This is a genomic window from Polyangium fumosum (assembly GCF_005144585.1).
Lineage (GTDB): Bacteria > Myxococcota_A > Polyangia > Polyangiales > Polyangiaceae > Polyangium > Polyangium fumosum.
Genome location: NZ_SSMQ01000037.1, coordinates 21,653 through 47,559, shown reverse-complemented (window position 1 = coordinate 47,559; position 25,907 = coordinate 21,653). Strand labels below are relative to the sequence as shown.

The following is a 25,907-nucleotide window of genomic DNA, read 5'->3' as shown; positions in this document are numbered from 1 at the left end:
CGCCGTGGAATCACGGTACCGCGCCGCAGACGCCGCCCAGTTCGTCGAGACGTATGGCCCTCGCTGGGGCGAGGATCTCGCCTTGCGCGTCTACACGTCGCGCCTGCTCGGCCAGGAGCCAGACCTCGTCCTACACGGCGGCGGCAACACGTCCGTCAAGACGCGGGTGACCGAGCTCGTCGGCGACACGACCGACGTGCTCTACGTGAAAGGCAGCGGCTGGGATCTCGGCGCGATCGAGCCCGAGGGCTTCCCCGCCTGCCGGCTCGCGCAGCTCCGCCGTCTCTGCGAGCTGCCGAGCATGACCGACGAGCAGATGGTCTCGCTCCTCCGCTCGCACATGCTCGAGCCGAGCGCGCCGACGCCCTCCGTCGAAGCGCTGCTGCACGCGTACCTGCCCTTCAAGTACATCGACCACACGCACGCCGACGCGGTACTCGCCATCGTCGATCAGCCGGGCTCGAAGCAGCTCGTGCGCGAGGTCTTCGGCGACCGCGTGCTCTTCATCCCCTACGTGATGCCCGGCTTCGCGCTGGCGAAGAAGGTCGCGGACCTCTTCCGCGCGCTCACCCGCGCAGGCCGCGAGCCGAACGTGATGATCCTCGACAAGCACGGGATCTTCACGTGGGGCGAGAACGCGATGGAGAGCTACGAGCGCATGATCACGAACGTGACGCGCGCCGAGCGCTGGGTCGAAGAGGCCAAGCCGATCTCGCGGCGCACGATCTCGAGCCCCTCGCCCGACGCCTGCGCGCGCCTCGCGCCGATGATCCGCGGCGCCCTCGCCCGCGCCTCCGGCGAGCGCTGGATCTGCTCGTTCCGCATGAGCCCGCAGATGGTCTCGTTCTGCGATCGCGACGATCTCGAAGAGATCACGCAGAAGGGTCCGGCCACGCCCGACCACGTGCTGCGCACGAAGCCAAAGCCGCTGCTCCTGCCGCCGCTCTCGCCCGAAGATCGGAACAAGACGAAGGCCACGCTCGACGCCGCGATCACGGCCTACGCCGAGGACTACAAGGACTACTTCCGCCGCTGCGCGGCCGCGCGCCCCGGCGACAGGCGCGAGCTCGACCCGTGGCCGCGTGTGCTGCTCATCGAGGGCCTCGGCGCGTTCACGGTGGGCAAGACGCGCAAGGACGCCGAGATCGTGGCCGACATCTACGAGCACACGACGGGCGTGATCGAGCAGGCCACGGCAAACGCAGGCTACGAGCCCGCGAGCGAGCTCGACATCTTCGACGTGGAGTACTGGAGCCTGGAGCAGGCGAAGCTGAAGAAGAGCGCAGGCCAGGGCAAGCCGCTCGATCGGCACGTCGCATTCGTGACGGGCGCGGCCTCCGGGATCGGCTTCGCCACGGCCCACGCGCTGCTCGCCGCAGGCGCACACGTGACGCTCACGGACCGAGACGAGGCAGCCCTCGCCCGCGCCGCGAAGCCCCTCGTCGACGCCCACGACGATCGGGTGTTCCTGCTGCCCTGCGACGTGACCTCGAAGGACGACGTGCGCGCGGCGATCCGCAAGGCAACGCTGCGCTTCGGCGGGCTCGACGTGGTCGTCTCGAACGCAGGCACGGCCTTCGAAGGGCCCATCCACGGGGAACAAGGCGACAGCGCGCTGCGCGCCTCGCTGGAGGTGAACCTGCTCGGCCACCAGAACGTGGCGCGGTTCGCCGCCGACATCCTGATCCAGCAAGGCGCAGGCGGCGTCCTGCTCTTCAACGCGTCGAAGAGCGCCTTCAACCAGGGCCCGGACTTCGGCCCCTACGCCATCCCCAAGGCCGCCCTCATCGCACTCACACGCCAGTACGCTGTGGATCTCGCGCCCCACAACATCCGCGCGAACGCCGTGAACGCCGATCGAATCCGCACGGGCATCTTCGGCGGCGGCATGCTCGAAGCCCGCGCGCGCGCCCGGGGTGTCGGCGTGGATGAATATTTCCGGGCAAACCTGCTCCGGCGCGAAACCACCGCAGCCGACGTGGCGCAAGCCTTCCTGTACCTCGCCACAGCCGAGGCGACGACAGGCTGCGTCATCACGGTCGACGGGGGAAACGCAGCGGCATTCCCGCGGTAGTTCGATTGAACGGAGCCGGGAGGACGACGTACCATCCGCGTCGTGCGTCCCCTCCAAACCCTCTCCGTCCTCGCGCTCTCCGCCCTCTCCCTCGCCAGCACGGGGTGCATCAAAAAGATGTTCCTCGAAGGCCAGATCGAGGCCACGTCCACAGCCTCGGCCGCGATCGACACGCTGACCGACTACGAGATCGCGAAGGTCGTCGCGTTCAACGGCATCGGCCAGTTCGAGGGCATGCACTACCTCGCCCCGGACAACGAGGACGCGCTCTTCGCGCTCGTCAAGACCTGGACGAGCGCCACGTTCGCCTTCATCGAGGACGAGCTCGAAGACGCCGAAGACGCCGAAGGTCTCGAAGGTCCGCGTTATCTGTACCTGAAAAACCGCGCAGCCGCGGGCTACGACCGCGGCCTCCAGTACGGGCTTAAGCTCCTCGAGATCTATCACCCGGGCTTCGAGGCCGCGCGCAAGAACGACGACGCGATGCGCGCCTACACCGCGCAGTTCACGGACGCCGAGCGCGACACCCCCGCCCTCTTCTGGGCCGGTTACGCCTGGATCAGCAAGACGAACATCCTGAAAGACGACGCAGCCGCCGTCGGCGATCTATGGATCGGCGTCGCGCTGATGGAACGCGCCGTCGCGCTCGATCCCAAGTTCATGTACGGCAACGGTCACACGATCCTCGGCGCCTACCACGCGCGCACCGCGATGGCCGAGCTCGACGACGCGAAGAAGCACTTCGACCAAGCACTCGCGATCCACGGCGGCAAGATGCTCCTGACGCAGGTGCAGTACGCCGGGAAATACCATTGCCTGAAGGGCGACAAGGACAGCTACGTAAAAGCGCTGACCGCCGTCGTCGAAGCCGGCGACGTGCTCCCCGAGCAACGCCTGGCAAACGTGGTCGCGAAGCGCCGCGCCATGCGGTACCTCGGCAAGGTGCGCATGCGCGAGTGCGGGTTCTGAAGCGTTGCGCCGGGGTTTCACCCCGGGCCCCGACCAGGGGTTGTCCACCCCTGGACCCGGACCAGCCAGGGGCTGGACCCAGGGTTGAAAACCTGCGCGATGCGCAGGTTTTCAAACAGGCCGACGAAGGAGCCGGGGCGCCAGCCGAGCCCGCCACGCGGCGGTCTTGGTGGGCAACGCCGTTGCTGGTCTTGACCCGGCCTGTTCGATGAACTGCGCATCGCGCAGTTCATCGAGCTTGGGTCCAGCGCCTCGCTGGTCCGGGGTCGAGGGGGCGGACAGCCCCTCGCGGGGTCTGGGGCGGAGCCCCGGGCTCCGTGTGCATGCGCGGGGCGGCCTTGTGCCTTCGTGACGGGAACGTCTGCCGCGGCGGAGCGAGTGTGTGCATTTGCACGTCGGCGCGCTGCATTCCTGCGGTCGGCGCGTGCCTCCATGGGGTTGACGTGTGCCACCACACGTCGATGGGCTGCCTTGGGGTCGGGCGAGTGTGCGTTCATGGGACGGGGGTGTGCCGTCACACGTGCTTGATGTGCCGTGGCGGGGTGGAGGGATGCATTCGTGCGGGAGGGCTTTGCCGTGCGGGGGCGGGGGCGTGCAATCGTGACGGGCGTGCATACGCAGGTGGGGCGCAGACGATGCCGAACGGAATCAGGGTGTGGCAAGACTGGCGGCGCCCCTGCCAACTGAAACAGTCGCGCTCTCTATCCTGCTGGCACCCCGCCTCTTCAACCGGGCCTGCTTGAAAAACTGCGCATCGCGCAGTTTTTCAATCCTGGGTCCAGCCCCTGGCTGGTCCGGGGTCGAGGGGGCGGACAGCCCCTCGCGGGGACCGGGGCGGAGCCCCGGAAACACAACGGCTGGGGAGAGCGTCAGCCGCCGTCTTTCCCCGCTTCGAGCATCTCCTTCAGCAGATCGTCCATCGGATCCGCAGCCTTCGGCGCCTCCGCGTCGGGCGCTCCCGCGTCCGCGTCGCCGCTGCCGAGCATCTGCTTCAGGAGATCATCCATCTCGTCCTTGCCCGCATCCGCGCCCGCGTCCGGGCCGCTGTCCATCGCAGGCACGACGTCACCCGTGGGCTTTGGCTTCTTGGCTTCCTTCGCCGCGATCCCGAGCCCGTCTGCGCCCCACTTCGAGATGTCTTCCTTGGAGCAGGGCTTGAGGTTGTTCGTGTCCTCCTGCACGCACTCGAGCAGCCACGCCTCGCGCGGCGCGACCCCGTCCTGCGCAGCCTGCGCCCGCGCCTCCGCGATGTCGCCCGCAATCGTGAAGCTCGATAGGGACGGCACGACGATCACGAGGCCAAGCCCCAGCGCAAGCAGCGCGACGAAGGGCAAGACCACGCGATAGACATCGACGATCGGCCGCGAGAAGCGGAAGCTCGAGATGAACAAGTTGAGCCCCACAGGCGGGGTCACGTAGGCGATCTCGAGGTTCAGGAGGAACATCACCGCGAGGTGGAAGGGGTTCACCTGGAACGTCGCGGCGAGCGGAATGAGGAGCGGCAGCGCCACGAGCAGCGCGCTGAACGCATCCATCAGCATGCCGAGGATGAACAGGAAGACGTTGAGGACGAGGATGAACTGCCACGCCGCGTTCATGCCGCGCGCCGTGAACCACTCCAGGATCGCCTGCGGAATACGCTCCTGGATGATGTAGTTCGTCATGGCCGTGGCCATGGCGAGGATGAGGATGATCGCGCCGGACAGCGTCATCGCGTCCCGCGCGACCTTGACGACCTTGCGCCACGTGAGGTCCTTGTAAACGAAGACCTCCACGAGGAGCGTGTAGACAGCCGCCGCAGCAGCACTCTCGTCGAGCTCCATGAGCCCCGTCACGAGGCCGAGCGCCACGAGCAGCGGCGTCGCGAGTTCCCATTTCACGTGCCAGATGGACTTGCCTACCTCGTCGAGATCGAAGCGTGCGCGCGGGATCCCCGAGCGGAGCCCCTCCCAGAACGCATAGCCGCAGAGCAGCACCATGAGCAGGAGGCCCGGGGGGAACGTGGCCTTGTAGGCGCGCGTGACGTCGACACCCGCGATGAACGCGTAGACCATCACGAGCGGGCTCGGGAAGAAGAGCAAGCCCATCGCGCCCGCCGTCGTGACGAGCCCGAGCGTGAACTTCTCCGAATAACCCTGACGGCGGAGCGCCGGATAAAGCAGGCCGCCGATGGCGACGATCGTGACGCCGCTGCCACCGGTGAGCGTCGTGAAGAACGCGCTCGCCACGATGCACACGATCGCGAGGCCGCCAGGCATCCACCCGAGCACCGCCGACGCCGCGCGCACGATCCGATCGGGCGTCTTCGACTCGGCCATCAAGTAGCCGACGAACGTGAAGAGCGGGATCGTGACGAGGATCGGCGAGCTCGAGAATTTGTCCTCGAGCACGTTCGCCGCGATGAACCGCACGAAGCGCTGATCGGGCAGATCCGAGCCGAGCCACGACAGGACGGAGATGCCGCCCATCACGGCGAAGAGCGGCATCCCCACGAGCGTGAGGAGGAGGATGACGATCACCCAGGATTTCATCGCGCCCCCTCCCCCGCCGCCGCCGGCGCGCTCGAGGCGTCGTCTTCGTCCGGCTCTTCAGCGTCCGGCTCGACAGAGGCATGGCCGGACGCGACGAGCAGCGCGCGAAGGAGCACGCGCAGGCCGATCATCCAGAGCCCGAAGAGCCACACGAGGTTCAAGTCGTGGACGAGCAGGCCGCGCGCGCTCTCGTTCGGCAGATTCACGATCGCGATACGCGGCTCGTCCTCAGCGCCAGGCTGCGCCTTCATGCTCGCGAGCTCCTCCGCCGTGAACCGCTCAGCGAAGCCCGCCTCGTCGAGCCATGCGTTCCATGCGCGACCGTTCATGCGTGAAGGATCGTCCCAGCGGACGCCCTGGAAGACGACGGAAGGCATCGCCCGCAGATCGAGCGCCATTTGCTTGCGCAGAACGAAGAGGTGCAACGACGAGGTGCGCGCGACGCCCGAGACCTTCTCCGCGAGGAGCGCGTCCTTGCGCTGGCCAAAGCCCTCGATCGAGATGTAGTCGAAGAAGCCGAACCCCGCGGTGAAGCAGACAGCGGCGGTCGCGAGGGCGCCCGCGATGTGCACGAAGGGGCGGAGCTTCGGCTGCATGAAGCGCAGGACGACGTCGATGTTGATGTGCTTCGAGCGCGCCGCCGCGAGCGACGCGCCGATGAGCGCGACGAGCAACGTCAGACGCGTGGCGACGCCGCGCAGGCCGCCGACGAGCGTGAGCGCCGATCCCTCTTGCAACCAGTTCAGGATCGCGTCGAAATGTTCGACGCCGACCTTGCGCCACGCCGGCGCGATCGCGGCGCCGATGGTCATCGCGACGACCGTCACGATCGCGCGCTTCGTCTCGTCGTGGATCTTCGCGCGCGCCGTCCCGAAGCGCGCCAGAGCGCCGAGGAGCGCCGCGCCGAGAAGCCCACGAAACACCGTCCCGGCGGCGTTGTCCGCTTGCACCGGCGCGGCCATGCCGCGCAGCGAGATCCATGAGACGAGCGCGAGCACGAGCGCGAGCAGGACCAGGAAGACCATGCGCGATTCGAACCACGTGAGCGCTCGCTCGATCCGCACGAACGGCCGCGCCCACGCGGCGCCCGCGCGCGGCGGCTCCACGTTCGTCTTCGAGCCCTCGTCACGCGCCGACGTCTCGCCCGCGTCGCCGTCCTTCGGGCCTTCCGAAGCCTCGGTCTCGCTGGGTTCTTTGCTCGCGGCCGGGTCCTTCGTCGCTTCGCCCTGGCCTTCGTCGTCGCGTTCGCCTGCCATGGCGCGACATTAACGGTTTCATGAAGCCCCGGTAAACGGCGGCGAACGCTTCGACGCTGTGCGTAAGATAGTTTTCCCTGTCTGGATCCAGGGCTCCGCCGCCCCGTGATGCGTGGACAAACGGGAGCACGCGGGCTAACGAGATCCCCATGGAACAGCGCGCCGACGTCGTGATCGTGGGGGCCGGGCACAACGGCCTCGCGGCGGCCATCCTGCTCGCCCGGAAGAACCTCCGTGTTCTGGTCCTGGAAGAAAAACCTACCCTCGGCGGCGCGACGAAAACCGAGTTCCCGTTTTCCCGCGCCCCGAAGCTCGGCATCTCGACCGGCGCGTACCTGCTCGGCCTGATCCCGCCGGAGCTCGTCGCCAAGCTCGGCGTCGATCTGCCCATGAAACGGCGTGATCCTCACTACTTCCTTCCAACGAGGGACAACCGCTCCCTGCTCTTCGGATCCGACACGGCGTCGATGCGCCGGCAAATCACGGAGTTTTTCTCGGAGGCGGACGGGAACGCGAACGTCGCGCTGAACGAGGAGCTGTCGGCGATGCGCGACGACATCGCGCCGACGTGGCTCGAAGAGCCGCTCTCGCTGGAGCAGACGGCCGAGCGGTACGTGCGGCCCGCGCTGCGCAAGGCGTTCGTCGATCTCTGCCGCGGCCCGGTGAGCGACTACCTCGATCGCTTCGGGTTCCGCAGTGATCTCATCAAGGCGATGTACGCCGTGACCGACGGTTTTTCCGGGCTCTCGGGCGGCTACGACTCGCCCGGCACGGGCATGAACTTCCTCATCCACAACATGTGCCGCCTGCCCGGCGCCGACGGGACGTGGATGGTCGTCGAAGGCGGCATGGGCACGGTGTCGCAGAGGCTCGCAGCGAAGGCGCGCGCCGAGGGCGCGGTGATTCGCGAAGGCGTGAAGGTCGCGTCGATCGAGGTGACGGACGGCGCGGTGAGCGGCGTGCTCCTGGAGGACGGATCGCGAATCGCGACGAAGGTCGTCGTGTCGAACGCGGATCCCTACCGGACGCGCGGGCTCGTCGGGAAGGATCGTCTCCCCGTGGCGCTCTCGCAGCGCCTCGACGAGGTGCAGCGGCCGGGCACGACGATGAAGGTGAACATGGCGCTGCGAAAGCTGCCGACGTTCACGTGTTTGCCCGAGGATCGTGGACAGTACGGCGCGACGATCCACCTCCTGCCCGACGAGCACGAGGTGCTCGCGTCGCTGCGCAAAGCACACGCGGACGCGATGGCGGGCCGCCTGCCGGAGTTCCCGTCGATGGAGTGGTACATCCACACGGCCGTCGACGGCTCGCTGCGCGACGCAGAGGGCCGCCACAACGCCGCGCTCTTCGTGCAATGGGTGCCCTACGAGCTCGAAGGCGGCCGCTCCTGGGACGACGCGCTCCCGGGCTACGTGAAGCAGCTCCTCTCGATCTGCGATCGCTTCGCGCCCGGCACGAGCGATCTCGTGGAGGACACGTTCGCGCTGTCGCCGAAGGGAATCGAGCGACACTTCGGAATCACGTACGGCCACATCCACCACGTGGACAACAGCTACGGCTTCGACGAACGCATGCCGTATCGCTTCGGCGTCCCCGGCCTGTATCTCGCGAGCGCAGGCGCGCACCCGGCCGGCGCGGTGATCGGCGCCGCGGGGCACAACGCCGCCGCGGCCGTGATCAAAGACCTCGGCTAAACTCGCGTCGTGTTCTCGCCCGTCGGCATCTCCCTCGCCGCAGGGATCTCCGCGCTCGCAGCTCTCGTCGAGATCGTGCGCGCCGCTCGGCTCGTGCGCGTGGGCAAGATCGCGACGGCGCGCGTCGTCGCGAACACATCCCCCGAGCCGGACGACGACGATCCATCGCTGAAGCTTCGCTTTCGGACGGAGGACGGGCTCGACATCGAGGTCGTCGAGCGGACGCAAAAAGCCGGCGACGAAGCGCGCATCGGCGCGGAGGTGCCCGTGCTCTACGACCCGCGTGATCCTCAGCGCGCGCGGCGAAACGCGTCCGCGCAGATCTGGGGACCGGGGCTCGTGTGGCTCGCGTTCGCCGCGCTGCTCGGCGTCGCCGCGCTCGTCCAGGCGCTCGTGACCTAGACGTCCCCATCAGAAAACAAGCACGGACTCTCCCCACCCGCGCGGACAAGAACGAAGTAGTATCCCCCGAGACCGTGACCTCGGCCCAGAACCCCATCGGCCCGTCGGATCCTTCGGCCGCTCCCCAGGGCTACAAACCCACGCTGCTCGACGGGACGCCGTACCGCTTCCTCGCGCCGCTCGGCCGCGGAGGCATGGGCGACGTGGTGGAGGCCGAGCACGTCGCGCTCGGCAAACGCGTGGTCGTGAAGCTCCTGCAAGAGCGCCACGCGAGCCGCCCCGATTTCGTGGACCGGATGCGGATCGAGGCCCAAGCGCTCGCGAAGATCACGCACCCGAACCTGGTGCAGGTGACCGACTTCGGGCAGACGGCCGAAGGACGGACGTTCCTCGTGATGGAGCGTCTCCACGGGCGAGACCTGCGCGAGGAGCTCGAGCACCGGCTGTTTTTTCCCGTGGCCGAGGCGATCGACGTCACGCGCCAGGCGCTCGCCGGCCTCGCCGCCGCGCACGACGCGGGCGTCGTGCATCGCGACGTGAAGCTCGACAACCTGTTCCTGTGCGACGCGCCCGACGGAGGGCGCCGCCTGGTGAAGGTGCTCGATTTCGGCGTCGCCAAGGTGATCAACGTGATGGGGGACAACACGCCCCTGCCGCTCGCGTTCCCCACGGCCGAAGGCGTCGCGATGGGCACGCCGCGCTTCTTCTCGCCCGAACAAGCGCGCGGTCGACCCGTCGACGGGCGCGCGGATCTCTACGCCGTGGGCATGGTGCTCTACACGCTGCTCGCAGGGCGCGGGCCCTTCGATCACATCACGACGCTGCTCGAGTTGACGCGCGCGCACGCGTTCCAGGTGCCGGAGCCGCCATCGCGATTCGCGACGCAAGCGCTGCCGGCCGGGCTCGATGCGATCGTGATGAAGGCGCTCGCGAAGGAGCCCGCCGAGCGCTTCGCCACCGCGCGGACGTTCGCCGCAGAGCTCGAGCGCGTCGCAGACGGCCTGTCCGCGAGCAACATCCGCCCGCGCTGGGACGTGACGGACGTGATGCCGACCGTGCCGAGGATGCAGAAGGCGGCGCAGCCGGCTGTGGACGACGAGCCGGCGACGATGCGCGTGGACACGTTTCCGAAGAGCGCGCTGCCGAAGGCGATGCCGGACGACGACGACGAGGCGCCCGACACGCCGACGCGTCGCCTGGTGCGGCCGATGCCGTTCATGCGCGCGCAACGCGCGCCGCTGCCGCTGCCCGAAGCAGCACCTGCGATCGCGCCTGCGCCTGCACCCGCGTGGGACGCCAAGCTGCCTACGACCATCAGCGAGCCGCCGAAGACGCTGGAGAACATTCCGCAGCCCTTCTCCGAGCCGTCGACGCAGCCGCGGAGCGACACGGCCACCTCGCAGCCCGCGAAGTCCCAAGAGGTAGCCTCGTTCCCGCCGGATCCGATCCTCGACGCGACGTTGACCTCGGCGATGCGCGCGCCGAAGCCACCGAGCGACACGTCCGCGCTGCCGCCGGATCCGATCCTCGACGCGACGTTCCCCTCGGGCCCACGCGCCGAAGAGCCCGCTGCCGCGCGCATCCCGTCCGAGCATCCCCCCGCGAACCGTGTCCCCTCGGAGCACCCATCTGCCCCGACGCGCACGGGCTCCGAGCGGCCGACTTCGTCCGGTGGTGGCACCGGGCGCGCCGATCGGATCTCCGCCCTGCCCGGGCGAAACCCCGATCGACCTTCGATCGTCCCCGGGCGTGAAGGTCGCATCTCTGTCTTGCCCGGCCGCACGGATCGCACCTCGGCCTTGCCGACGCGCCCCGACCGCATCTCCGCCCTGCCCGCTCGCCCGGAGCCCACCTCGAACGTCCCGCCGCGCGCCGCCGAGCCCGTCGCCGTGCCCGAGCGACCCGAGCGACCCGAGCGACGAAGCAACTTGCCCGCCGCCGCGCCGCTGCACCCGCCTGCGCCGCTGCCCGAGGAGCGCATCTCGGTGCCTCCGCCCGCCCCCGGCGGCGTGCGCCCGCTGCGCGCGCCCGTGCCCTGGCGGAGGCGCCCGGCTGCAAGCTCGACGAGCGGCGCGGCCCGTGCCGCGGCGACGACGACGCAGAACAAGCCCGTCGAGGTCGAGAGCGGCAAGCGACAGATGGCAATTCTTGCGATCGTCGCTCTCGTCACCGTCGCCGTCGCCGGCGTGCTGCTCGCGCTTCGTTTCCGCTGAACGCGACGCTCAGAACCGGCCGACGAGCCCGATCCCGGTGGGCCCGATCTGAAGGCGCACCGAGGTGGCCTCCGGGCTCTTCTTGGGCTCGCCGCCCGAAAGAAAGATCCCCGCCACGCCGACCCCCACGCCGACGACGGCGAGCGCGAACGCGACGTTGGAGACGTTGGCCAGCGTCTTCGCGGAATCGTTCACGGGCGTAGCTTCGTCGAGCGCGGCCTGCGTCGGGCACGTGCCCGCGGGGCAGAGCTCCTTCACGGTGCCTGCGCGCGAGAGCGAGAGGCCACCGGTCACCGCCCCCGCGATGAGCCCCGCGCCGCCGACGCCGAAGCCCACGTACACGAGCGGCGAGAGGCGCCGGCCCGCGTTGCCGCTGCCATCGTCCGAGGCCGCCGCGTCGCCGAGCGCGAGCGTGACCTGGAGCCGCTGCGCCTCCGCGATCTCGATCTCCTTCGACACGGGCGGCAGCCCCGTCGCCGCCGCCGAGACCTCGTGCTTGCCAGGGTTCACAGGCTGCGCCGCGCGCGCGGCCTCACTCGGCAGGAGCGCGCCGTCGATCTTCACCTCGACGGGCGCGCTCTCGGGCACGCCTCGCACGACAACGGTGAGCCTCGGGATGCGCGACTCGATCTGCGCCGCGAGCTGCTTCGCGGCCTCGCGCGCATCGGTGAACGGCTTCGGTTCGCCGGGCTTCACGGGCATGTTCGCGACCTCGAGCGCGGCCTTGTGCGCTTCGACGAGGTGCCCGAGCTTCTCCTCGGTGCGCGCGACCTCGATGCCGGTCGAAGGCACACCCATGATCGCGTGCGCGGCGCGATAAGCGCGCAGCGCGCCGGCGAAGTCCTTCTTCTCGACCTTGGCGTCGCCCTCGTCCATGAGCGCGCGCGCCATGTCGCGCTCGGTCTTCGATTGCGCATACGCGACGGCGTCTGCCGCCACGATCGTCGTGACACCGAGGAGCCACGCGACGAGCGTCCTCCGCGCTCGCCCTCGTGCCCTTTCAGAACCCACGATCACGTTTCGTTTTCCCCGTGGAGGTGGAGGTCGACGTCGAGGCAGGCTTGACGGGCGCCGCAGACGCCTTCGCCGACGCGGCCTGCGGCGGCGCGGCGGTCTCCGTCGGTGTCGCAGCAAGCGTCGCAGCAGGCGTGGCAGCAGGCGTCGCGACGGGCTCCGGCGTGGGCGCTGGAGGCGCGGCTTGCGCGGCCGCCTTCGTCGTCCCCTCGGTCGGGAGCGCAGACGCGTTCTCCCCTTCGCCTCCGTCCCCCTTCGTGAGCACGACGATCACGATCAGGATGAGCACGACGACCCCGAGCGCGCCCGACACGACCGTGACGAGCGCGCGTCGCCGCGACGAGCTCTTCCACTCGGCATGCGTGACCGAGGAGCCGTGGAACGTCTGCAGCGGCGGCGGCGCGGCTGCAGCGCCGCTCGCGGCCCACGGCGGCTCGTTCGCCGAGGGATACCGCCCTGAGCCCGTGGGCAACGCCGACTCCGCGAGCTGCCCCGGCGGAGGCGTGGCGACCGAAGGACCGGTGCCCATCATCGGCGGCGGCGTCGCGCCCGAGACCCACGCAGCGGCCGAGGAAGAAGCGCCGCTCCCCGGCAGCGGCGTCATGCTGCCCGGCGGCTGCGCCGTCGGCGCGGAGCGTGGCGCCGCGCTCGTCTCCATCCGGAACGGCGACGCTGGCGGCGCGTACCCACCCGCCGCGAGCGCCGACAGGAACGCATCCGCGAGCTCCTTGGCCGACTGGTACCGCTGCGCCGGATCCCGCGCGAGCGCCCGCAAGAACCAGGCATCGAGCGTCTGCATGAGCCCAGGCCGCCGCTGGCTCGGCGGCATGAAGCTCCCGCGCTCGATCGCGATGCACACGGCGCCGAGCGTCTCGCCCTGGAAAGGCACCTGCCCCGTGAGCGCGCGGTACAAGACAACGCCCACCGACCACAGATCCGCCCGATGATCCACGCGCCGCGCGCTCAGGATCTGCTCGGGGCTCATGTAGTGCGGCGTGCCCACCATCGCGCCCGTCCCCGTCATGCCGTCGAGGCCTTCGCTCTCGGGCGTCGCGTGCTTGGCGATCCCGAAGTCGAGCACCTTCACGAAGAGCTCGCCGTCCTGATCACACAGGAAGACGTTGTCGGGCTTCATGTCCCGATGAACGATGCCGAGCCCGTGCGCCTTCGAGAGAGCGCGCGCCACGTGCACGACGATCGTGGCCGCCTCGTCGAGGCCGATCGTGCCGATCTTCGAGAGCCGCATGCGAAGGTCCTCGCCTTCGAGCAGCTCCATCACGATGTACGGCGTGCCGTCGGACGAGATGCCGTGATCGAAGACCTGAACGACGTTCGGGCTCTTGATCTGCGCGCTCGCCATGGCCTCGCGGGTGAAGCGAGCCACGTACTCCTGGTCCTGCGCGAGGCGCTCGGACATGAACTTCACGGCGACCTGCGTGCGCAGCGTCAGGTGCTCTGCGAGCCACACGCTGCCCATACCGCCACGCTTGAGCGGGCGAAGCAGACGTACGTTGGTACCGACGATCGCGCCGGCCGAAAGGCTCACGGCGCGGAGAATACCACGGCATCCGATGCGGTGAGCTTCATTCGTCGGGCCACGGCGCCTTGTCAGCCCTTCTGCCGCCGCTCGTCGTCCATCCGGATCTCGTGCAGGATCTCCTCGACGCGATACGCGCTGTCCTGGCCCGTGTCGTAGATGAACTTGAGCTCCGGCGCCCGGCGAAGCTGGACCGCCTTGCCGACGTCACGCCGGAGCCGTCCCCCGGCCGCCTCGAGCCCCTTCAGCATCGACCGGCGCTCCGGTTCGCCCGGAGATGCGCCGAGCTCGTGCCGCACGAAGATCCGCGCCGCCTGCAGATCGTCGGTCATCTCCACGCGCGAGATGAGCACTCCGTGAAGGCGCGGATCCGCCATGTCCCGCAAGAGCGCCGCGAGCTCCTCGCGGACCCGCGCTGCCACCCGAGCCGACCGCAATCCCTGTCCACTCACGCGGAATTCCCCTCGTCGTCGTCGTCGTCGAGCTCCCCGAGCATCTGCTCGATCCCGCCCACGACCCCTCGACCGCCTTCGCCGAAGCTCACGATCTCGCTCGCCCGATCGGCGAGCAACGCATCCGGCAGCGTAGAAGCCATGCTCACCACGCTCGAGATCATCTGATCACAGACCGTGTGCGAGTTCGACACGACCGCGACCCCGAGGGTGGCGTGCCGCGGATCGTCGAGGACCCCGACCTCCGCGACCGCCACCTTCAACCGCCCTTGCACCCGCTCCTTGAACGAGCGGACGACGCTCCGTTTGTCCTTGAGCGACCGCGCCCCGGGTACATCCAACCTCAGCCTCAACACACCAACAAACATCGTCGTTCGCCGGCGTTACCCGGGTCCGCAGTCGCTCCCGAAGCTCAGGTGAGCTTCGTCTTGACCTCTTCGATCTCGAAGCACTCGATGACGTCGCTCTCCTTGATGTCCTGGTAGTTCTCGAGCGAGATACCGCACTCGAACCCCTCGGCCACCTCTTTCGCGTCGTCCTTGAAGCGACGCAGGCCCGAGAGCTTGCCCGACCACACGACGACGTTGTCGCGGATGAGTCGTGCCTCCGCCGTCCGCTTCACGAGCCCGCTCGTCACCATACAGCCGGCGACGGTGCCGATCTTCGCCACGCGGAAGACCTGACGAACCTCCGCCCGGCCGAGCTGCTTCTCGACCTTGGTGGCAGGCAAGAGGCCTTCCATCGCGGACCGGATGTCGTCGACCGCGTTGTAGATGATGTTGTAGAGCCGGATCTCGACGCCCTCGGTCTCGGCATGGCTGGCGGCCTTGCCCGCAGGACGAACGTTGAACCCGACGATGATCGCCTTCGATGCGACCGCCAGGTTCACGTCGCCCTCGGTGATGCCACCGACGCCCGCGTGGACGATCGTGACCTTCACCTTCTGCGTCGAGAGCTTGGAGAGCGCATGGCAGATGGCCTCGACCGAGCCCTGCACGTCGCCCTTCACGATGAGCTTCAGCTCGAGCTGATCGCTCTCCGCGAGGCGCGAGGTGAGCGTCTCCAGCGAGACGCGCGAGTCCTGCGGGATGAGCGACTTCGACGCCTTCTTGCGACGCGTCTCCGCGATCTCCTCCGCCGTCTTGGCGTCCTTGACCGCGTGCACCGGATCACCTGCGCTCGGCACCTCGTTCAAGCCGAGCACCTCGACCGGCGTCGCGGGGCCCGCATGCGCCACCGTCCGACCGAGCTCGTCCGTCATCGCGCGGACTTTGCCCCACACGCTGCCGGCGATGATGATGTCGCCGGTGCGCAGGGTACCGTCCTGGATCATGACGCGCGCGACCGGGCCGCGGCCGCGATCGAGCAGCGCCTCGATGACCGTCGCGCTCGCGCGGCGCTTGGCGTAGGCCTTGAGCTCCAGGATCTCGGCCTGCAGGATGACCGACTCGAGGAGCTGGTCGATGTTCTGCCCGGTCTTCGCCGACACGTGCACGAACATCGTCTGGCCGCCCCACTCCTCCGGCTGAAGCCCGAGGTTCGCGAGGTCGCGCTTGATCTTGTCGGGATCCGCGCCCGGTTTGTCGATCTTGTTCACCGCGACGATGATCGGCACCTTCGCGGCCTGCGCGTGCGAGATCGCCTCTTTGGTCTGCGGCATGACGCCGTCGTCCGCCGCAACCACGAGCACGACGATGTCCGTGAGCGAAGCGCCGCGGGCGCGCATCGCCGTGAACGCCTCGTGGCCCGGCGTATCGAGGAACGCGATCGTCCCGCGCGGCGTCTCGACGCGGTACGCGCCGATGTGCTGCGTGATGCCGCCCGCCTCGCCCTCGGCCACGCTGGCCTTGCGGATCCGATCGAGCAGCGACGTCTTGCCATGGTCGACGTGACCCATGACCGTGACGATCGGCGGACGCAGTTCGAAGTCCATGTCCGCCTCGGACTCGACGCGCGTCGCGTCCTCGAGCGTCTGGGTCTCGCTGACCGCCACGTCCTCGACGTTCCAGCCGAACTCGCTCGCGACGATCTTCGCGGTGTCGGCGTCGAGCGTCGAGTTGATGTTCACGCCCGTCATCCCCATGCTGAGGAGCTTCAGGAGAACATCGGTCGACTTCACGCTCATCTTCGCGGCGAGCGCCTGCAGGCTGACCTGCTCCTCGATTTTGACGACCTTCTTGTGGGAGGCCATCTCCTGCGTGGAGACCTGCGCCGGGCCGCGCCGCTGCTGGATCGGAGGCCCGCCCGGACGACCCCGGAAGCCACCCATGCCCGGGCGCTGCGGGCCGCCGCTGCGCGGTCCGCCCGGTTGCCCCGGACGACCCGTCTGCGGACCGAAGCCCATACCAGGCCGACCCGGCTGCGGCGCCTGGGCGCGCGGATCGTACGTCGTACGACGCGGCGTGCTCGTGCGCTGCGCGGCCGGCATCGGGACGCCGGGGCGGCCCTGCCACACGTCGATGCCCGTCTTCGGCGGGGACGACGGACGCGGCGGGACCGAGGACGGCGTGTCCGAAGGCTTGCGCGGCGGCGGCACCGACGACGCGGGCGCCGTGCGAGCCGGCGGCGGCGCGCTCGGCGGCGGCGTACGACCCGGACCCGGCGCGGGCGAGCGCGTCGTGGCCGGAGGCGGCGCCGTGGGCTTGGACGGCCCCTGCGGCGCCCCCCCCGCGGTCCGCTGCGGCTGCTGCGACGGCGGAGCCGCGGCCGGCTTCGGCGCCTCGGAAGGCGCAGGCTTTGCCGGCTCCTCGGCCTTCTTCGGCGCCTCGGCAGCCGCCTTCGGCGCAGGCGCAGGCTCGGCCGCCTTCGGGGCAGGCGTCGTCGCCGGAGCGGCCGGCGGGGCCTTCGGGGCCTCGGCGGGCGCTGCGACCTGCTTGGCAGGCTCCTCGGCCTTCGGCGCCTCGACGGCCTTCGGCGCAGGCGCGAGCTCGGCCGCCTTCGGGGCGGACGCGGGCTCGGCCGGAGCGGGCTTCGGGGCCTCGGCGGCAACCGCAGGCGCGGGCTTCGGAGCCTCGACCGGCGGCGGGGGTGCCGCCTCCACGGGCTTCGGCGCGGGCGCCTCCGGTGCCTTCTCGACGGCGACGGGCTTCGGGGGCTCCGCCGCCGCGACCGGGGCCGGAGCAGGGGGCGCCGCGGGCGGAGCAACCTCGCGCGCTTCCTTCGCTTCACGTTCCACCGGCTGGGCGGGCGCCGTCTGCGTCGCTGCGGGCTTCTCGGGAGCGGGCGCGGGAGCAGGCTTCGCGGCCTCGACGACCGGCGCCGGTGCTTGCGCGGTCCTCGGCGCGGCGGGCGTTGCGGCCGTCGACGTCGGGCTCGTCGGGGCGGGAGCGGCGGACGGAGCGGAGGCGCGCGCGGGTGGGATGGCAGGAGCGGCGGCACGTGCGGGGGTCGTCGTCGGCTCGGGGCCGGAGGTCTCGCCTTCGGCGCCCCGCGCGCGGCGCTTCACGACCGTCGGACGGATCCGTTCCTCGACCACCTCGGGCGCCTTTTGCCGCTCCAGATGGCGCTTCACGCGCTCCACCACATCGCTCTCGACCGCGCTCATGTGGTTGCGCACGTCGCCGATACCCATGGACTGGAAGAGCGCGACCAGCGTCTTCTGATCCATGTTTAGCTGTTTAGCGACCTCGTACACCCGAACTTTGCTCATGCACCTCGCTCCAGTAACGACAAACCCGACTCACCCGTCCGCACGACGATCCTGACCGGACCGCGCCCCATCTCCATCGATCCCGCCGCCCGCATCCTTCGGCGTGGACCTTTCCGAGGACTGCTGCCCGGTACCACCGGGGCGCCTCGCATCATGGCGCTTGCGGCTCGCCGCCGCACCTTCCAACGGTGGCGCGGCGAGCCCGGAGGCCGTTTGTACGGCCTCTCGAAGCGCCGCCGCGATCCGATCATCCATGATCGCCACGACAGCGAGCCCTTCCGCGCGCTTCGACGACGCAGCGGCAGAGCACAACGTAGCCAACACCTTCTTCGTCCCCCAGGCGATCGCGCGCCCCTCGGAGACCGCGCGACGCACGGCCGAGAGCTCCGATCCCGCGGCCGCGTCGGTCGCGACCACGATGAGCTCCGCCTCGCCCCGCCCGTCGGCGCCCGTCACCGCGTCCGCCCCGAGCGCGACCTTGCGCGCCCGGGCCGCCGCGACCACGAGCCCTTGCACCCGCCGATCCAGCGCGCGCATGATCGCCCGGGAAAGCGAGCCCGCATCGAGCGGGACGAGCTTGCCCGACGACGTCGTCCCCGACGCTGCCGTCTCCTCGCCCGACGGCTCGGACGCTTCGTCCCAGAGCAAACTCACCTTGCCCTTGGCTGCCCGCGCGAGCCCCCGCTGCGCCGCCTTCTCGACGCAGGACGGCCTCGGGTGCACGTGCGCGCCGCGACCGAAGCCGCCGCCCGCCGCGTCCACCGCGACCTCGCCGCCGGGGCCCAGCACGAGACGGACGAGCACGGACAGCGCCGCCCCGGAGCGCGGGATTTCCACCCGCTCTCCGCAGCCGACACACGTGCGCACCCGCGACGAACCTTCTCGGTCCGCCTGCGGCGTCGCTCGTTCTGTCTCTGTCCGTGCTTCCACCATCGTCCGTTTCGTTCTCGGAGTTTGGCTCGTCCGCGAAAGACGAGCCGCGCCCTCTTACGCCTGCTTTGTCGAAGCCGCCACTGCGGCGCGCCTCGCGTCGGCGCGGCCCGCCTCGAGCACCTTCTGCTCGCTCTCCACGAAGTCCCGTGCGCCTTGCCGGATCGCCCGGGCCTTCTTGATGCCGAGGCCGGTCCGGATCGCCAGCCGGTCCTCGTCTTCGCGAAGAATGTCCTCCACGGTCTTGTAGCCTGCCTCTTCGAGGAGGCCCACGGTCCGATCGCCGACGCCACGAATGAACATCAAGCGCTCGCGATCCGTGAGCGGCTCGGTCCGCATGCTCGCGGCCCGGATACGCTCCTGACGCAGCCGCTCCATGGTCGTGTCGGCTTGCGTCTTGATCCGCTCGGCCACCTCGGCGCCGCCGAGCCCAGGGATCGCCGCGAGCTCCTCGACGGCCGCCTCGCTGACCTCCTCGAGCGCCCGGAAGCCGAGCCGGTACATCGACTTCGCGATCGACTCCGACACGCCGTCGATCTGCTGGAGCGCGTGGATCGCCTCCTCCTCCATCTGCTTGAACTTGGACTCGCTGATGATGTCGAGCTTCCAGTTCGTGAGCTGCGCGGCGAGCCGGACGTTCTGGCCCTTCCTGCCGATCGCGAGCGAGAGCTTCTCGTCCGGCACGACGAGCTCCATGCGCCCGTCCGCCTCGTCGACGATGACCTTGTGCACCTCGGCCGGCTGGATCGCGGCGATGACGTAACGCGCCGGATCCCGATCGAAGGGCACGATGTCGATCTTCTCGCCGCGGAGCTCCTGCACGACCGCCTGCACGCGCGAACCCTTCATGCCGACACACGCGCCCACCGGATCCACGTCCGCATCGCGCGACGTCACTGCGATCTTCGATCGCGCGCCCGGCTCGCGGGCGACCGAGACGATCCGCACGATGCCCTCGTAGATCTCGGGCACCTCGGCCTCGAAGAGTTTTTCCACGAGGCGCGGATCGGACCGAGACAAGATCACCTGCGGCCCGCGCGCCTCGCGATCGATGTCCTTCACGTAGGCGACGATGCGATCGCCCGGCCGGTACGTCTCGCGCGGCGTCTGCTCTCGGAACGGCAGGATCCCTTCGGTCTTGCCGATGTCGACGATGATGTTGTTGCCCTTCTCGAAGCGCCGAACGATGCCCCGGATGAGCTCGCCCTTCCGGTCCTTGTACTCGTTGAAGATGAGGTCGCGCTCGGCGTCGCGGACACGCTGCAGGAGCACCTGCTTCGCCGTCTGCGCGGCGATGCGGCCGAACGTCGTGCGCCCGGCCTTGAGCTTCAGGATGTCGCCGAACTCCTTGTCCTGCTCGCGCGCCTTCTCGGCATCCTCGGGACGCCAGAAGACCTGGAAGCCGAGCTCCTCGCCGAGCGTCGCGTCGAGCTTGTGCTTCTCCACGTCGGCGAGCGAAATCTCGCGCTCGGGCTCGGCCACGTCCTCGACGACGGTCATGTACTGGAAGAGGTCGACCTGGCCGCTGTCCTCGTTGAACCGCGCCTCGAGCTCGCGCGTCGGTCCGAAGACGCTCTGGGCCGCCTTCAAGATCGCCGCCTCGATCGTCTCGACGAGGATCTTCCGGTCGATGCCCTTCTCCTTCGCGACCTGCTCGAGGATCGCCCCGAGGCTCGTATCCACGGTGGGCGTCGCTCCCATCGTTGCCATGGCTGCTCGCTCTCCTGATCTCAACTACCGGTTACCGCTTTGCTTCGCCTTGTCCGCGCGCGTGCTCTTCTTCTGCTTCTTCGACTGCGTCACGAGCTCGAACACGAGTCGCGCCTCCACGACATCCGCGAAAGGCGCTTCGATCCGCTTGCCGTCGACGACGACGGCGATCTTGTCGTCCGGCGCCTCCGCGATCTCGCCGCGTAGAAGGCTCTGGCCGTCGGGCGCCGGCCGAGCGAGCTTCACACGCGCCAATTTGCCGCGGAATCGCCGAAAATCCGAAAGGTTCTTCAAGCGCCGCTCGAGCCCGGGGGAGGACACCTCGAGGCTGTAGTGGTGCGGGATCACGTCGTCGTCCGTGTCAAGCGCCGTCGAGGCGTCCCGCGAGACCTCGGCGCAGTCGTCAAGCGACACGCCCCCAGCCGGATCCGACGAGTCCTGCAAGCCCTCGCGCTCGATCGTCAAGCGCAAGGTCCACGTCCCCTGGTCGGTGAACCACTCGACATCCACGAGCACCACGCCGTGCGTCTCCAGCACGGGTCCCACGGCCGCGCGGATACGGTCGAAATCGATGGTCTTCTTGCTGGTTTGCTCGTTCGACGCTTGCTGCATGCCTGAGAGGACGGGCGCGAGGCCCCGCGCGGCGAAAGACCGTCTTCGCCAAGGGCGCCCGCCGCGCGAGGGCCCAAGCGAAAAAAAAAGAGCCGATTCCCAAACTTGGGAATCCGGCTCCGCGGATCCGCCTAGTTTTGTCGGGGTGACTCTAAACGAACCTGGGCGGATACGCAAGGGGGCATGGACGCCCACCGCGCACGAGCGAAAAACCCAGGAAAATCCGCAGTGAAGCGGCCTCCGGGGCGGGCAGGCGTGGCCTCGCTAGGCGAGGTTTGGCAACGATACCACGTCCACGTGGAGGACTTCGTCGAACGCCGCGATTTCTTTCATGCAGGCGTCGCTCGGCCGTCCAGAGACACGCATCTTCGTACACGTCGCGAGCGCGCCGTCGAAGACGGTGTTCGAAATCTCCTCGATGTTGATGCCGTGACGCTTGAGCACGCTCAGCGTGTTCGCCAGGACGCCCACCTTGTCGAGCATGCGAATCACGACGACGTACCGAGCGGGCGAGGTGGCGCAGATGTTCACCACGTTCGGCACGGTCTCCTCGGTCATGAAGGCGCGGATGATACGCGCGGTCTCCATCGCGATCGCCCGCTGCGCTTGCTCGGTCGACGCGCCGATGTGCGGCGTCCCGTACACGATGCCCCGGCCGAAGATGCGCGGCTCGATCGTGCCCGTGCCGCGATCCGGCTCGTTCGGGAACACGTCGAGGCCGACACGCAAGCCCTTCTTCGCGATCACGTCCTCGAGCGCCTCGTAGTCCATCACCTCGCTGCGCGCCGTGTTCACCACGATGGCTCCGTCCGGCAGCGCTTCGAGCACCTTGCGACCCACGATGCCGCGCGTCCGGCTGTCGAGCGGGAGGTGAATCGTGAGCACGTGCGAGCGCGACGCGAGTTCTTCGAGGCTGCGGGCGAAGCCGACGTCGAGCCGCTGCGCCTTGTTCTGCGAGAGCGAGCGCGACCAGGCATGCGGCTCGAGGCCGAAGCCACGCGCGCGGTTCAAGACCTCGCGGCCGACGGCGCCGAGGCCCGCGACGCCGATGCGAAGGCCGTAGAGCCCCTCCGCCTGCGCATACCGGGTCTTCTCCCACTTTCCCGCGCGCAGATCGGTGGTCGCATCGACGATGCGGCGATCGAGCGCGACCACGAGGCCCATCGTCAACTCGGCGACGGCGATCGCGTTCTTGCCGGGGCAGTTCGCGACGTACACTCCACGCGCGCTCGCGGCGGCGACGTCGATCGTGTTCACACCGGCGCCCGCGCGCACGATGAGGTTGAGCTGGCGGCCCGCCTCGATGGCGCGTGCCGTCACCTCCGTTGAACGGACGACGAGGATGCCGATGCCGTCGAGGGCCGCGGGCAACGTGTCCTTGGTAAGCTCCGGGCGGGAAATGATCTCGACACCCAGGATGCGGAGCTCCTCGAGCGCCTGGGTGTCCATCTTGTCGGCGATCAAGAGGCGCATGCGAGGGCGAACGGTAGCAGAAAAGGCAGCGCGGTTGTTCGTCCTCGTGGCGTCGATCGGTTTCTCGGGGTGCACCTCGGATCATCGGGTCTCGCCCTGGGGAGGCGGAGAAATGCCCCCCATCACGGCGTTCGCCGCGGCGCCCGACATCGAGGCGCAGCTCTCAACGATCGACGCGGAGACGGCGCCCCTCGGCCTGCAAAAGACGTCGGAGATCCGCGCCAAGATGCCGCGCGGAGGCGGCACCGTGGTCGTCCGCGGCTACGAAGGCGTCGACATCCTCGGAAGAAAAACCTTCGCGGTGCGAGCAGCCACGGTGCACGGCGTCGTGCTGGCCGTGGGACCACGCGACGCAGGACAGCACGCGACGGAGCTCGTCCCCGCGCTCGTCCCCGGCACGAGCGGCGACTACGAGGACGGCGCGTTTCGCGCGCTCACGGATCTCAACGGGGATGGAACGCTCGACGTGGTGCTGCGAGGAGGCAGCGGCGCGCTCGAGGTGCATCAGATTCTTCCGACGGGATCGGCGCAGTACAACGTCGAGATGACGCTCGTGCCGACGGAGGTCGCCGACGTCGACGAGGACGGACACCTCGATCTCATCGGGCGCGTGGCCTTACCGGCCGACGATCCGATCCAGCCCGCGTTCCTGTTGGTCGCGACGTTCGAGGCAGGTCGATACCGCGCGCGCTCGGAGGCCGCGCTCGCGTTTCACACGCGCCGCGCTGACGCGCCGCTCCGAACGCCGAAGGACAAAGACGCGCCGATGGACGACGTGACGCGCGTCCGGCGCGCACTCGAGCAGGCATGGCACGCGATCCACGCAGGCCGCGAACGCGCGGCCACGCTGGAGGCGCTGCAGAAGGAGCCGGTCCCGGGTTCGCTGCGAGCATCGTTCGACGCGCATGTCGCGCGGATCCGATCGGCGCAGGCCACGCGGCGCTAGAAGTCGGTCGCGCGCAGCGGGATCTGAGGCATCTGGAAGGCCTGCTGGAACGTGACGACGAACTGGCCCGGGAACGGGCCCTCGGGGGCGAACGCGCGCGTCAAAGGAAACCCCCAGTCGACACGCATGACGGAGCGATCGAGCTGCGGGAAGACGGCGCGCAGCCCCACGCCGACCGAGTGCTTCATGCGCATCTCCTCGAAGCCGTCGAACGCGTCGCCGGCGTCGAAGAACGCGACGGGGCCGAGCTGGAAGGAGAAGAGCTGGAAGGGGCGCGCGCGGTACTCGAGGTTGTACGTGAGCACGTCGGAGCCGATGTACGCGAGCGTCGTGTAGCCGCGCAGCCGCGTGTCGCCGCCGAGCACGGTGCGCCGGTTCATGTAGTTGCGGAAGCGCCGGAGGAGGCGCGCGTCGAGGACGAGGCGGCCGATGCCCGTACGCGGGGTCTGGATCCGCACGCCGGCTTCGAGCGAGGCGTCGGCGATGCGCTCCGGCTCCGCCTCGACGATCCCCTCGGCAAAGACGCGCGCGATGCCGTCGCCCATCGGCGCCGTGTAGCTCGCCGAAGCCATGGCGCCGAAGAAGTCGCGGCTCGATCCGATCCCGGCGAAGACAGGGTAGACGCGCAGGATGAGGTCGTGGCCGAGCCGGATGTCTTCCTGCAAGCCGAGCGTGTTGAAGTCGAGCACGCGCATGAAGCGCGTCGAGTAAGCGCGCACCTGCGCGAAGGGTCCGATGCGCGTGTCGCTGCGCGGCACGGCGAAGTCGACGAACTCGCGCGCGGCCTCGGGCGCGTAACGAGAGAGATCGTCCTGCCGATAGACGCGGCGGCTCACCTCGAGGCCGACGCTGTAGTCGTGTTTGTTGCGCAGGCCGAAGGATCGCGTGAGCGTGTACGTGCCCGCGAGCACGTCGGCGCGGTAGCGGAAGGGGATCGCATCTTCCTGCTCCGTGGACTTCGCGTCGAAGGCAGCGAGCCGGCCGCCGACGTAACGACGATCGATCTCGTAGCGCCACGTGATCTGCGCGAGGTACGACCACTCGGCGCGGGTGGAGTAGAGGGGCTGGCCGTAGGTGAGCGCGCCGAAGGATCCCTCGGGGTTGCCGCTCTCGCGGTTCCAGACGACGTTGCCCTCGGCCCGGAAGAGGATGCGGCTGCCGCCGACGCGCGGGATCGAGTAACGCGCGCCGAGGGCGTACGTCTCGGGCTGGAAGTACGCCTGCACGAGCGCGGAGTGGTGCGTGCCGAAGAGGTTCTCTTCGCTCGGCTGGACGAGCAGGTACTCGAGGCGGCCGGAGGCGAAGCGGTAGCCCAGGCCGACGCGCAGGCTCCAGACGTCCTTCGTGACGACGAGGAGCCGCACGCGATCGGGCTTGCTGCCGCGCGCCGCGAACACGAGCACGAGCGAGAACTGCGGGATGTTGCGGAGGTTCCGGCCCGTCTCGTCGGCGAGCTCCTGCTTGTACGGTTGCCCCGGCTCGAGGAGGACCTCGCGGCGGACGATGTACTTGCGCGTCGTGGCGTGGAAGATGTTGACGAAGTTCGGGACCGGATCGCGCTGCTCGATGACGTCGAGCGTGACGACGTCGATGGCCTCGATGGTCTTGCCTTCGGGCGACTCGTCGATCGTCTTGCCTTGCGCCGCGAGGACCGCCTTGATCGTCTCACGCTCGTACGGCGAGTACGCGGGCGACGGCGGCGCTTCGTCGCTCTCCTCGGCCGCCCCCGCGAGGGACGAGGAGAACGACGAAACGAAGAGGGCCGCGAGGACTAGAGCGAGAGTTTGTTGTCTGCGGCCGGATACGTCGCGACGACGTTCACCTTGTAGCGGACGTACTGGTGCGGGATCGTGGGCCAGTCGGGCTTCGGCATCGCACGCTTGACGCAGCGGAGGAGCTCCTTCGCTTTGTCGCGCTTGATGCTCGACGACTTGCCGACGAAGAGGTTCGTCTTCTTCGTGCGGAAGTCCATCTCCAGCACGAAGCTCACGGTGGTTTGCGACTTTCCGGTGGGCGCGCACGCTGTGTTCTCGCGGATGGCGCGGGCGAGGCCGTCCTCGAAGAAGGTAACGTGATCGCACCGCTCCGGTGGGGTCTTCCCGGGCCCCGGGTTCTCGCAACGAATCGTGGTGAACGAGGAGAGGGTGACCGGCGGCGGGCCCGCATCGACCACGAAGACCGGCGCACTCGCGTCCGTCGTGCCTGCGTCCGCGACGGCCGCGTCGGCCGAGGGGATCGAGTCCGGCCGCGGGCCGCGCCACAGGTACAGAGGAACGGCGACCAGGATCATCCCCGCGACGAGCGCGAAGATGATCTGCATGCGCACGGGCCGCTCGCCCCCGCCGCGACCGAGATAACGGTACGGAGACGGCTGCGACGGCGGGCTCGACGACAGCGGGGGCCTGATCATCGTCGGCCGAAGTTCTTCACCGGGAAATCACG

Annotated in this window: 19 protein-coding genes; 6 read left to right on the top strand and 13 right to left on the bottom strand. The window is 69.2% G+C overall.

From position 1 onward, the window contains the following. Positions 1–4 precede the first annotated feature (4 nt). Together E8A74_RS30070 and E8A74_RS30065 are read left to right on the top strand one after the other, a co-directional pair. On the top strand, positions 5–2,074 hold the full coding sequence (locus E8A74_RS30070; RefSeq protein ID WP_136932540.1) for a bifunctional aldolase/short-chain dehydrogenase: 2,070 nt from the start codon (positions 5–7) through the stop codon (positions 2,072–2,074). Between the two features lie 42 nt (positions 2,075–2,116). After that, a complete protein-coding gene (locus tag E8A74_RS30065) occupies positions 2,117–3,043 on the top strand; it encodes a TRAP transporter TatT component family protein (protein WP_136932539.1) in 927 nt (308 codons plus the stop codon). Positions 3,044–3,912: 869 nt separating this feature from the next. On the opposite strand, the gene E8A74_RS30060 is transcribed toward E8A74_RS30065, so the two are convergent. Further along, complete coding sequence (locus E8A74_RS30060) at positions 3,913–5,574, bottom strand: TRAP transporter large permease (RefSeq protein WP_136932538.1); 1,662 nt, start codon at positions 5,572–5,574, stop codon at positions 3,913–3,915. Then, positions 5,571–6,830: a TRAP transporter small permease gene (locus E8A74_RS30055; protein WP_136932537.1), complete on the bottom strand. Its 1,260-nt coding sequence runs from the start codon at positions 6,828–6,830 to the stop codon at positions 5,571–5,573. Before E8A74_RS30055 ends, E8A74_RS30060 begins: the two co-directional genes overlap by 4 nt. Before the next feature lie 149 nt (positions 6,831–6,979). Here E8A74_RS30055 and E8A74_RS30050 point away from each other — a divergent pair, with 149 nt between their 5' ends. The 3 genes from E8A74_RS30050 to E8A74_RS55045 all read left to right on the top strand — a co-directional run bounded on the left by E8A74_RS30050 (position 6,980) and on the right by E8A74_RS55045 (position 11,142). After that, entirely contained in the window at positions 6,980–8,527 is a 1,548-nt protein-coding gene (locus E8A74_RS30050) for a phytoene desaturase family protein (protein ID WP_136932536.1), read from the top strand. 9 nt (positions 8,528–8,536) lie between these two features. Continuing rightward, on the top strand, positions 8,537–8,929 hold the full coding sequence (locus E8A74_RS30045) for a DUF3592 domain-containing protein (protein WP_136932535.1): 393 nt from the start codon (positions 8,537–8,539) through the stop codon (positions 8,927–8,929). Between the two features lie 74 nt (positions 8,930–9,003). Continuing rightward, positions 9,004–11,142, top strand: a complete 2,139-nt coding sequence (locus E8A74_RS55045; RefSeq protein ID WP_232379810.1) for a serine/threonine-protein kinase — start codon at positions 9,004–9,006, stop codon at positions 11,140–11,142. A gap of 9 nt (positions 11,143–11,151) precedes the next feature. On the opposite strand, the gene E8A74_RS30035 is transcribed toward E8A74_RS55045, so the two are convergent. From E8A74_RS30035 to E8A74_RS29995, 9 genes are all read right to left on the bottom strand, one after another. Then, positions 11,152–12,153, bottom strand: a complete 1,002-nt coding sequence (locus tag E8A74_RS30035) for a hypothetical protein (protein WP_136932534.1) — start codon at positions 12,151–12,153, stop codon at positions 11,152–11,154. Beyond that, positions 12,143–13,702 carry a serine/threonine-protein kinase gene (locus E8A74_RS30030; RefSeq protein ID WP_136932533.1) on the bottom strand — a complete coding sequence of 520 codons (1,560 nt, stop codon included), beginning with the start codon at positions 13,700–13,702 and terminating at the stop codon, positions 12,143–12,145. The genes E8A74_RS30035 and E8A74_RS30030 overlap by 11 nt, the downstream gene beginning before the upstream one ends. A gap of 62 nt (positions 13,703–13,764) precedes the next feature. Further along, positions 13,765–14,115 (bottom strand): 30S ribosome-binding factor RbfA, encoded by a 351-nt coding sequence (gene rbfA, locus E8A74_RS30025; protein ID WP_232379809.1) that lies wholly within the window; start codon positions 14,113–14,115, stop codon positions 13,765–13,767. A 26-nt stretch (positions 14,116–14,141) separates the two neighbouring features. Further along, the gene (locus E8A74_RS30020; protein WP_232379808.1) at positions 14,142–14,501 is read right to left on the bottom strand and encodes a DUF503 domain-containing protein; all 360 of its coding nucleotides are present in this window, start codon (positions 14,499–14,501) and stop codon (positions 14,142–14,144) included. A 56-nt stretch (positions 14,502–14,557) separates the two neighbouring features. Continuing rightward, entirely contained in the window at positions 14,558–17,794 is a 3,237-nt protein-coding gene (infB, locus tag E8A74_RS55645; protein WP_136932530.1) for a translation initiation factor IF-2, read from the bottom strand. Positions 17,795–17,824: 30 nt separating this feature from the next. Continuing rightward, positions 17,825–18,661 carry a YlxR family protein gene (locus tag E8A74_RS30010; protein ID WP_170229478.1) on the bottom strand — a complete coding sequence of 279 codons (837 nt, stop codon included), beginning with the start codon at positions 18,659–18,661 and terminating at the stop codon, positions 17,825–17,827. Positions 18,662–18,781: 120 nt separating this feature from the next. Continuing rightward, complete coding sequence (gene nusA / locus E8A74_RS30005) at positions 18,782–20,434, bottom strand: transcription termination factor NusA (protein ID WP_136932528.1); 1,653 nt, start codon at positions 20,432–20,434, stop codon at positions 18,782–18,784. Between the two features lie 24 nt (positions 20,435–20,458). Next, positions 20,459–21,046 (bottom strand): ribosome maturation factor RimP, encoded by a 588-nt coding sequence (locus tag E8A74_RS30000; RefSeq protein WP_136932527.1) that lies wholly within the window; start codon positions 21,044–21,046, stop codon positions 20,459–20,461. A 264-nt stretch (positions 21,047–21,310) separates the two neighbouring features. After that, positions 21,311–22,519, bottom strand: coding sequence for a phosphoglycerate dehydrogenase (locus E8A74_RS29995; RefSeq protein ID WP_232379807.1), 1,209 nt, complete (start codon positions 22,517–22,519; stop codon positions 21,311–21,313). A gap of 112 nt (positions 22,520–22,631) precedes the next feature. Between E8A74_RS29995 and E8A74_RS29990 the strand changes: the two genes are divergently transcribed. Beyond that, positions 22,632–23,465 carry an FG-GAP repeat domain-containing protein gene (locus E8A74_RS29990; RefSeq protein ID WP_136932526.1) on the top strand — a complete coding sequence of 278 codons (834 nt, stop codon included), beginning with the start codon at positions 22,632–22,634 and terminating at the stop codon, positions 23,463–23,465. Here the strand turns inward: E8A74_RS29990 and E8A74_RS56100 are convergent. Beyond that, entirely contained in the window at positions 23,462–25,324 is a 1,863-nt protein-coding gene (locus tag E8A74_RS56100; RefSeq protein ID WP_420814222.1) for a BamA/TamA family outer membrane protein, read from the bottom strand. The genes E8A74_RS29990 and E8A74_RS56100 overlap by 4 nt on opposite strands. Continuing rightward, a complete protein-coding gene (locus E8A74_RS29985; protein WP_136932525.1) occupies positions 25,237–25,875 on the bottom strand; it encodes a hypothetical protein in 639 nt (212 codons plus the stop codon). Before E8A74_RS29985 ends, E8A74_RS56100 begins: the two co-directional genes overlap by 88 nt. Positions 25,876–25,907 lie beyond the last annotated feature (32 nt).

Bases quoted from the DNA above. Each gene is read 5' to 3' on its own strand.
- E8A74_RS30060 (WP_136932538.1), bottom strand. From the start codon at position 5,574: ATGAAATCCTGGGTGATCGTCATCCTCCTCCTCACGCTCGTGGGGATG.
- E8A74_RS30055 (WP_136932537.1), bottom strand. From the start codon at position 6,830: ATGGCAGGCGAACGCGACGACGAAGGCCAGGGCGAAGCGACGAAGGAC.
- E8A74_RS30050 (WP_136932536.1), top strand. From the start codon at position 6,980: ATGGAACAGCGCGCCGACGTCGTGATCGTGGGGGCCGGGCACAACGGC.
- infB (WP_136932530.1), bottom strand. From the start codon at position 17,794: ATGAGCAAAGTTCGGGTGTACGAGGTCGCTAAACAGCTAAACATGGAT.
- nusA (WP_136932528.1), bottom strand. From the start codon at position 20,434: ATGGCAACGATGGGAGCGACGCCCACCGTGGATACGAGCCTCGGGGCG.
- E8A74_RS30000 (WP_136932527.1), bottom strand. From the start codon at position 21,046: ATGCAGCAAGCGTCGAACGAGCAAACCAGCAAGAAGACCATCGATTTC.
- E8A74_RS29995 (WP_232379807.1), bottom strand. From the start codon at position 22,519: ATGCGCCTCTTGATCGCCGACAAGATGGACACCCAGGCGCTCGAGGAG.
- E8A74_RS29990 (WP_136932526.1), top strand. From the start codon at position 22,632: ATGCCCCCCATCACGGCGTTCGCCGCGGCGCCCGACATCGAGGCGCAG.
- E8A74_RS29985 (WP_136932525.1), bottom strand. From the start codon at position 25,875: ATGATCAGGCCCCCGCTGTCGTCGAGCCCGCCGTCGCAGCCGTCTCCG.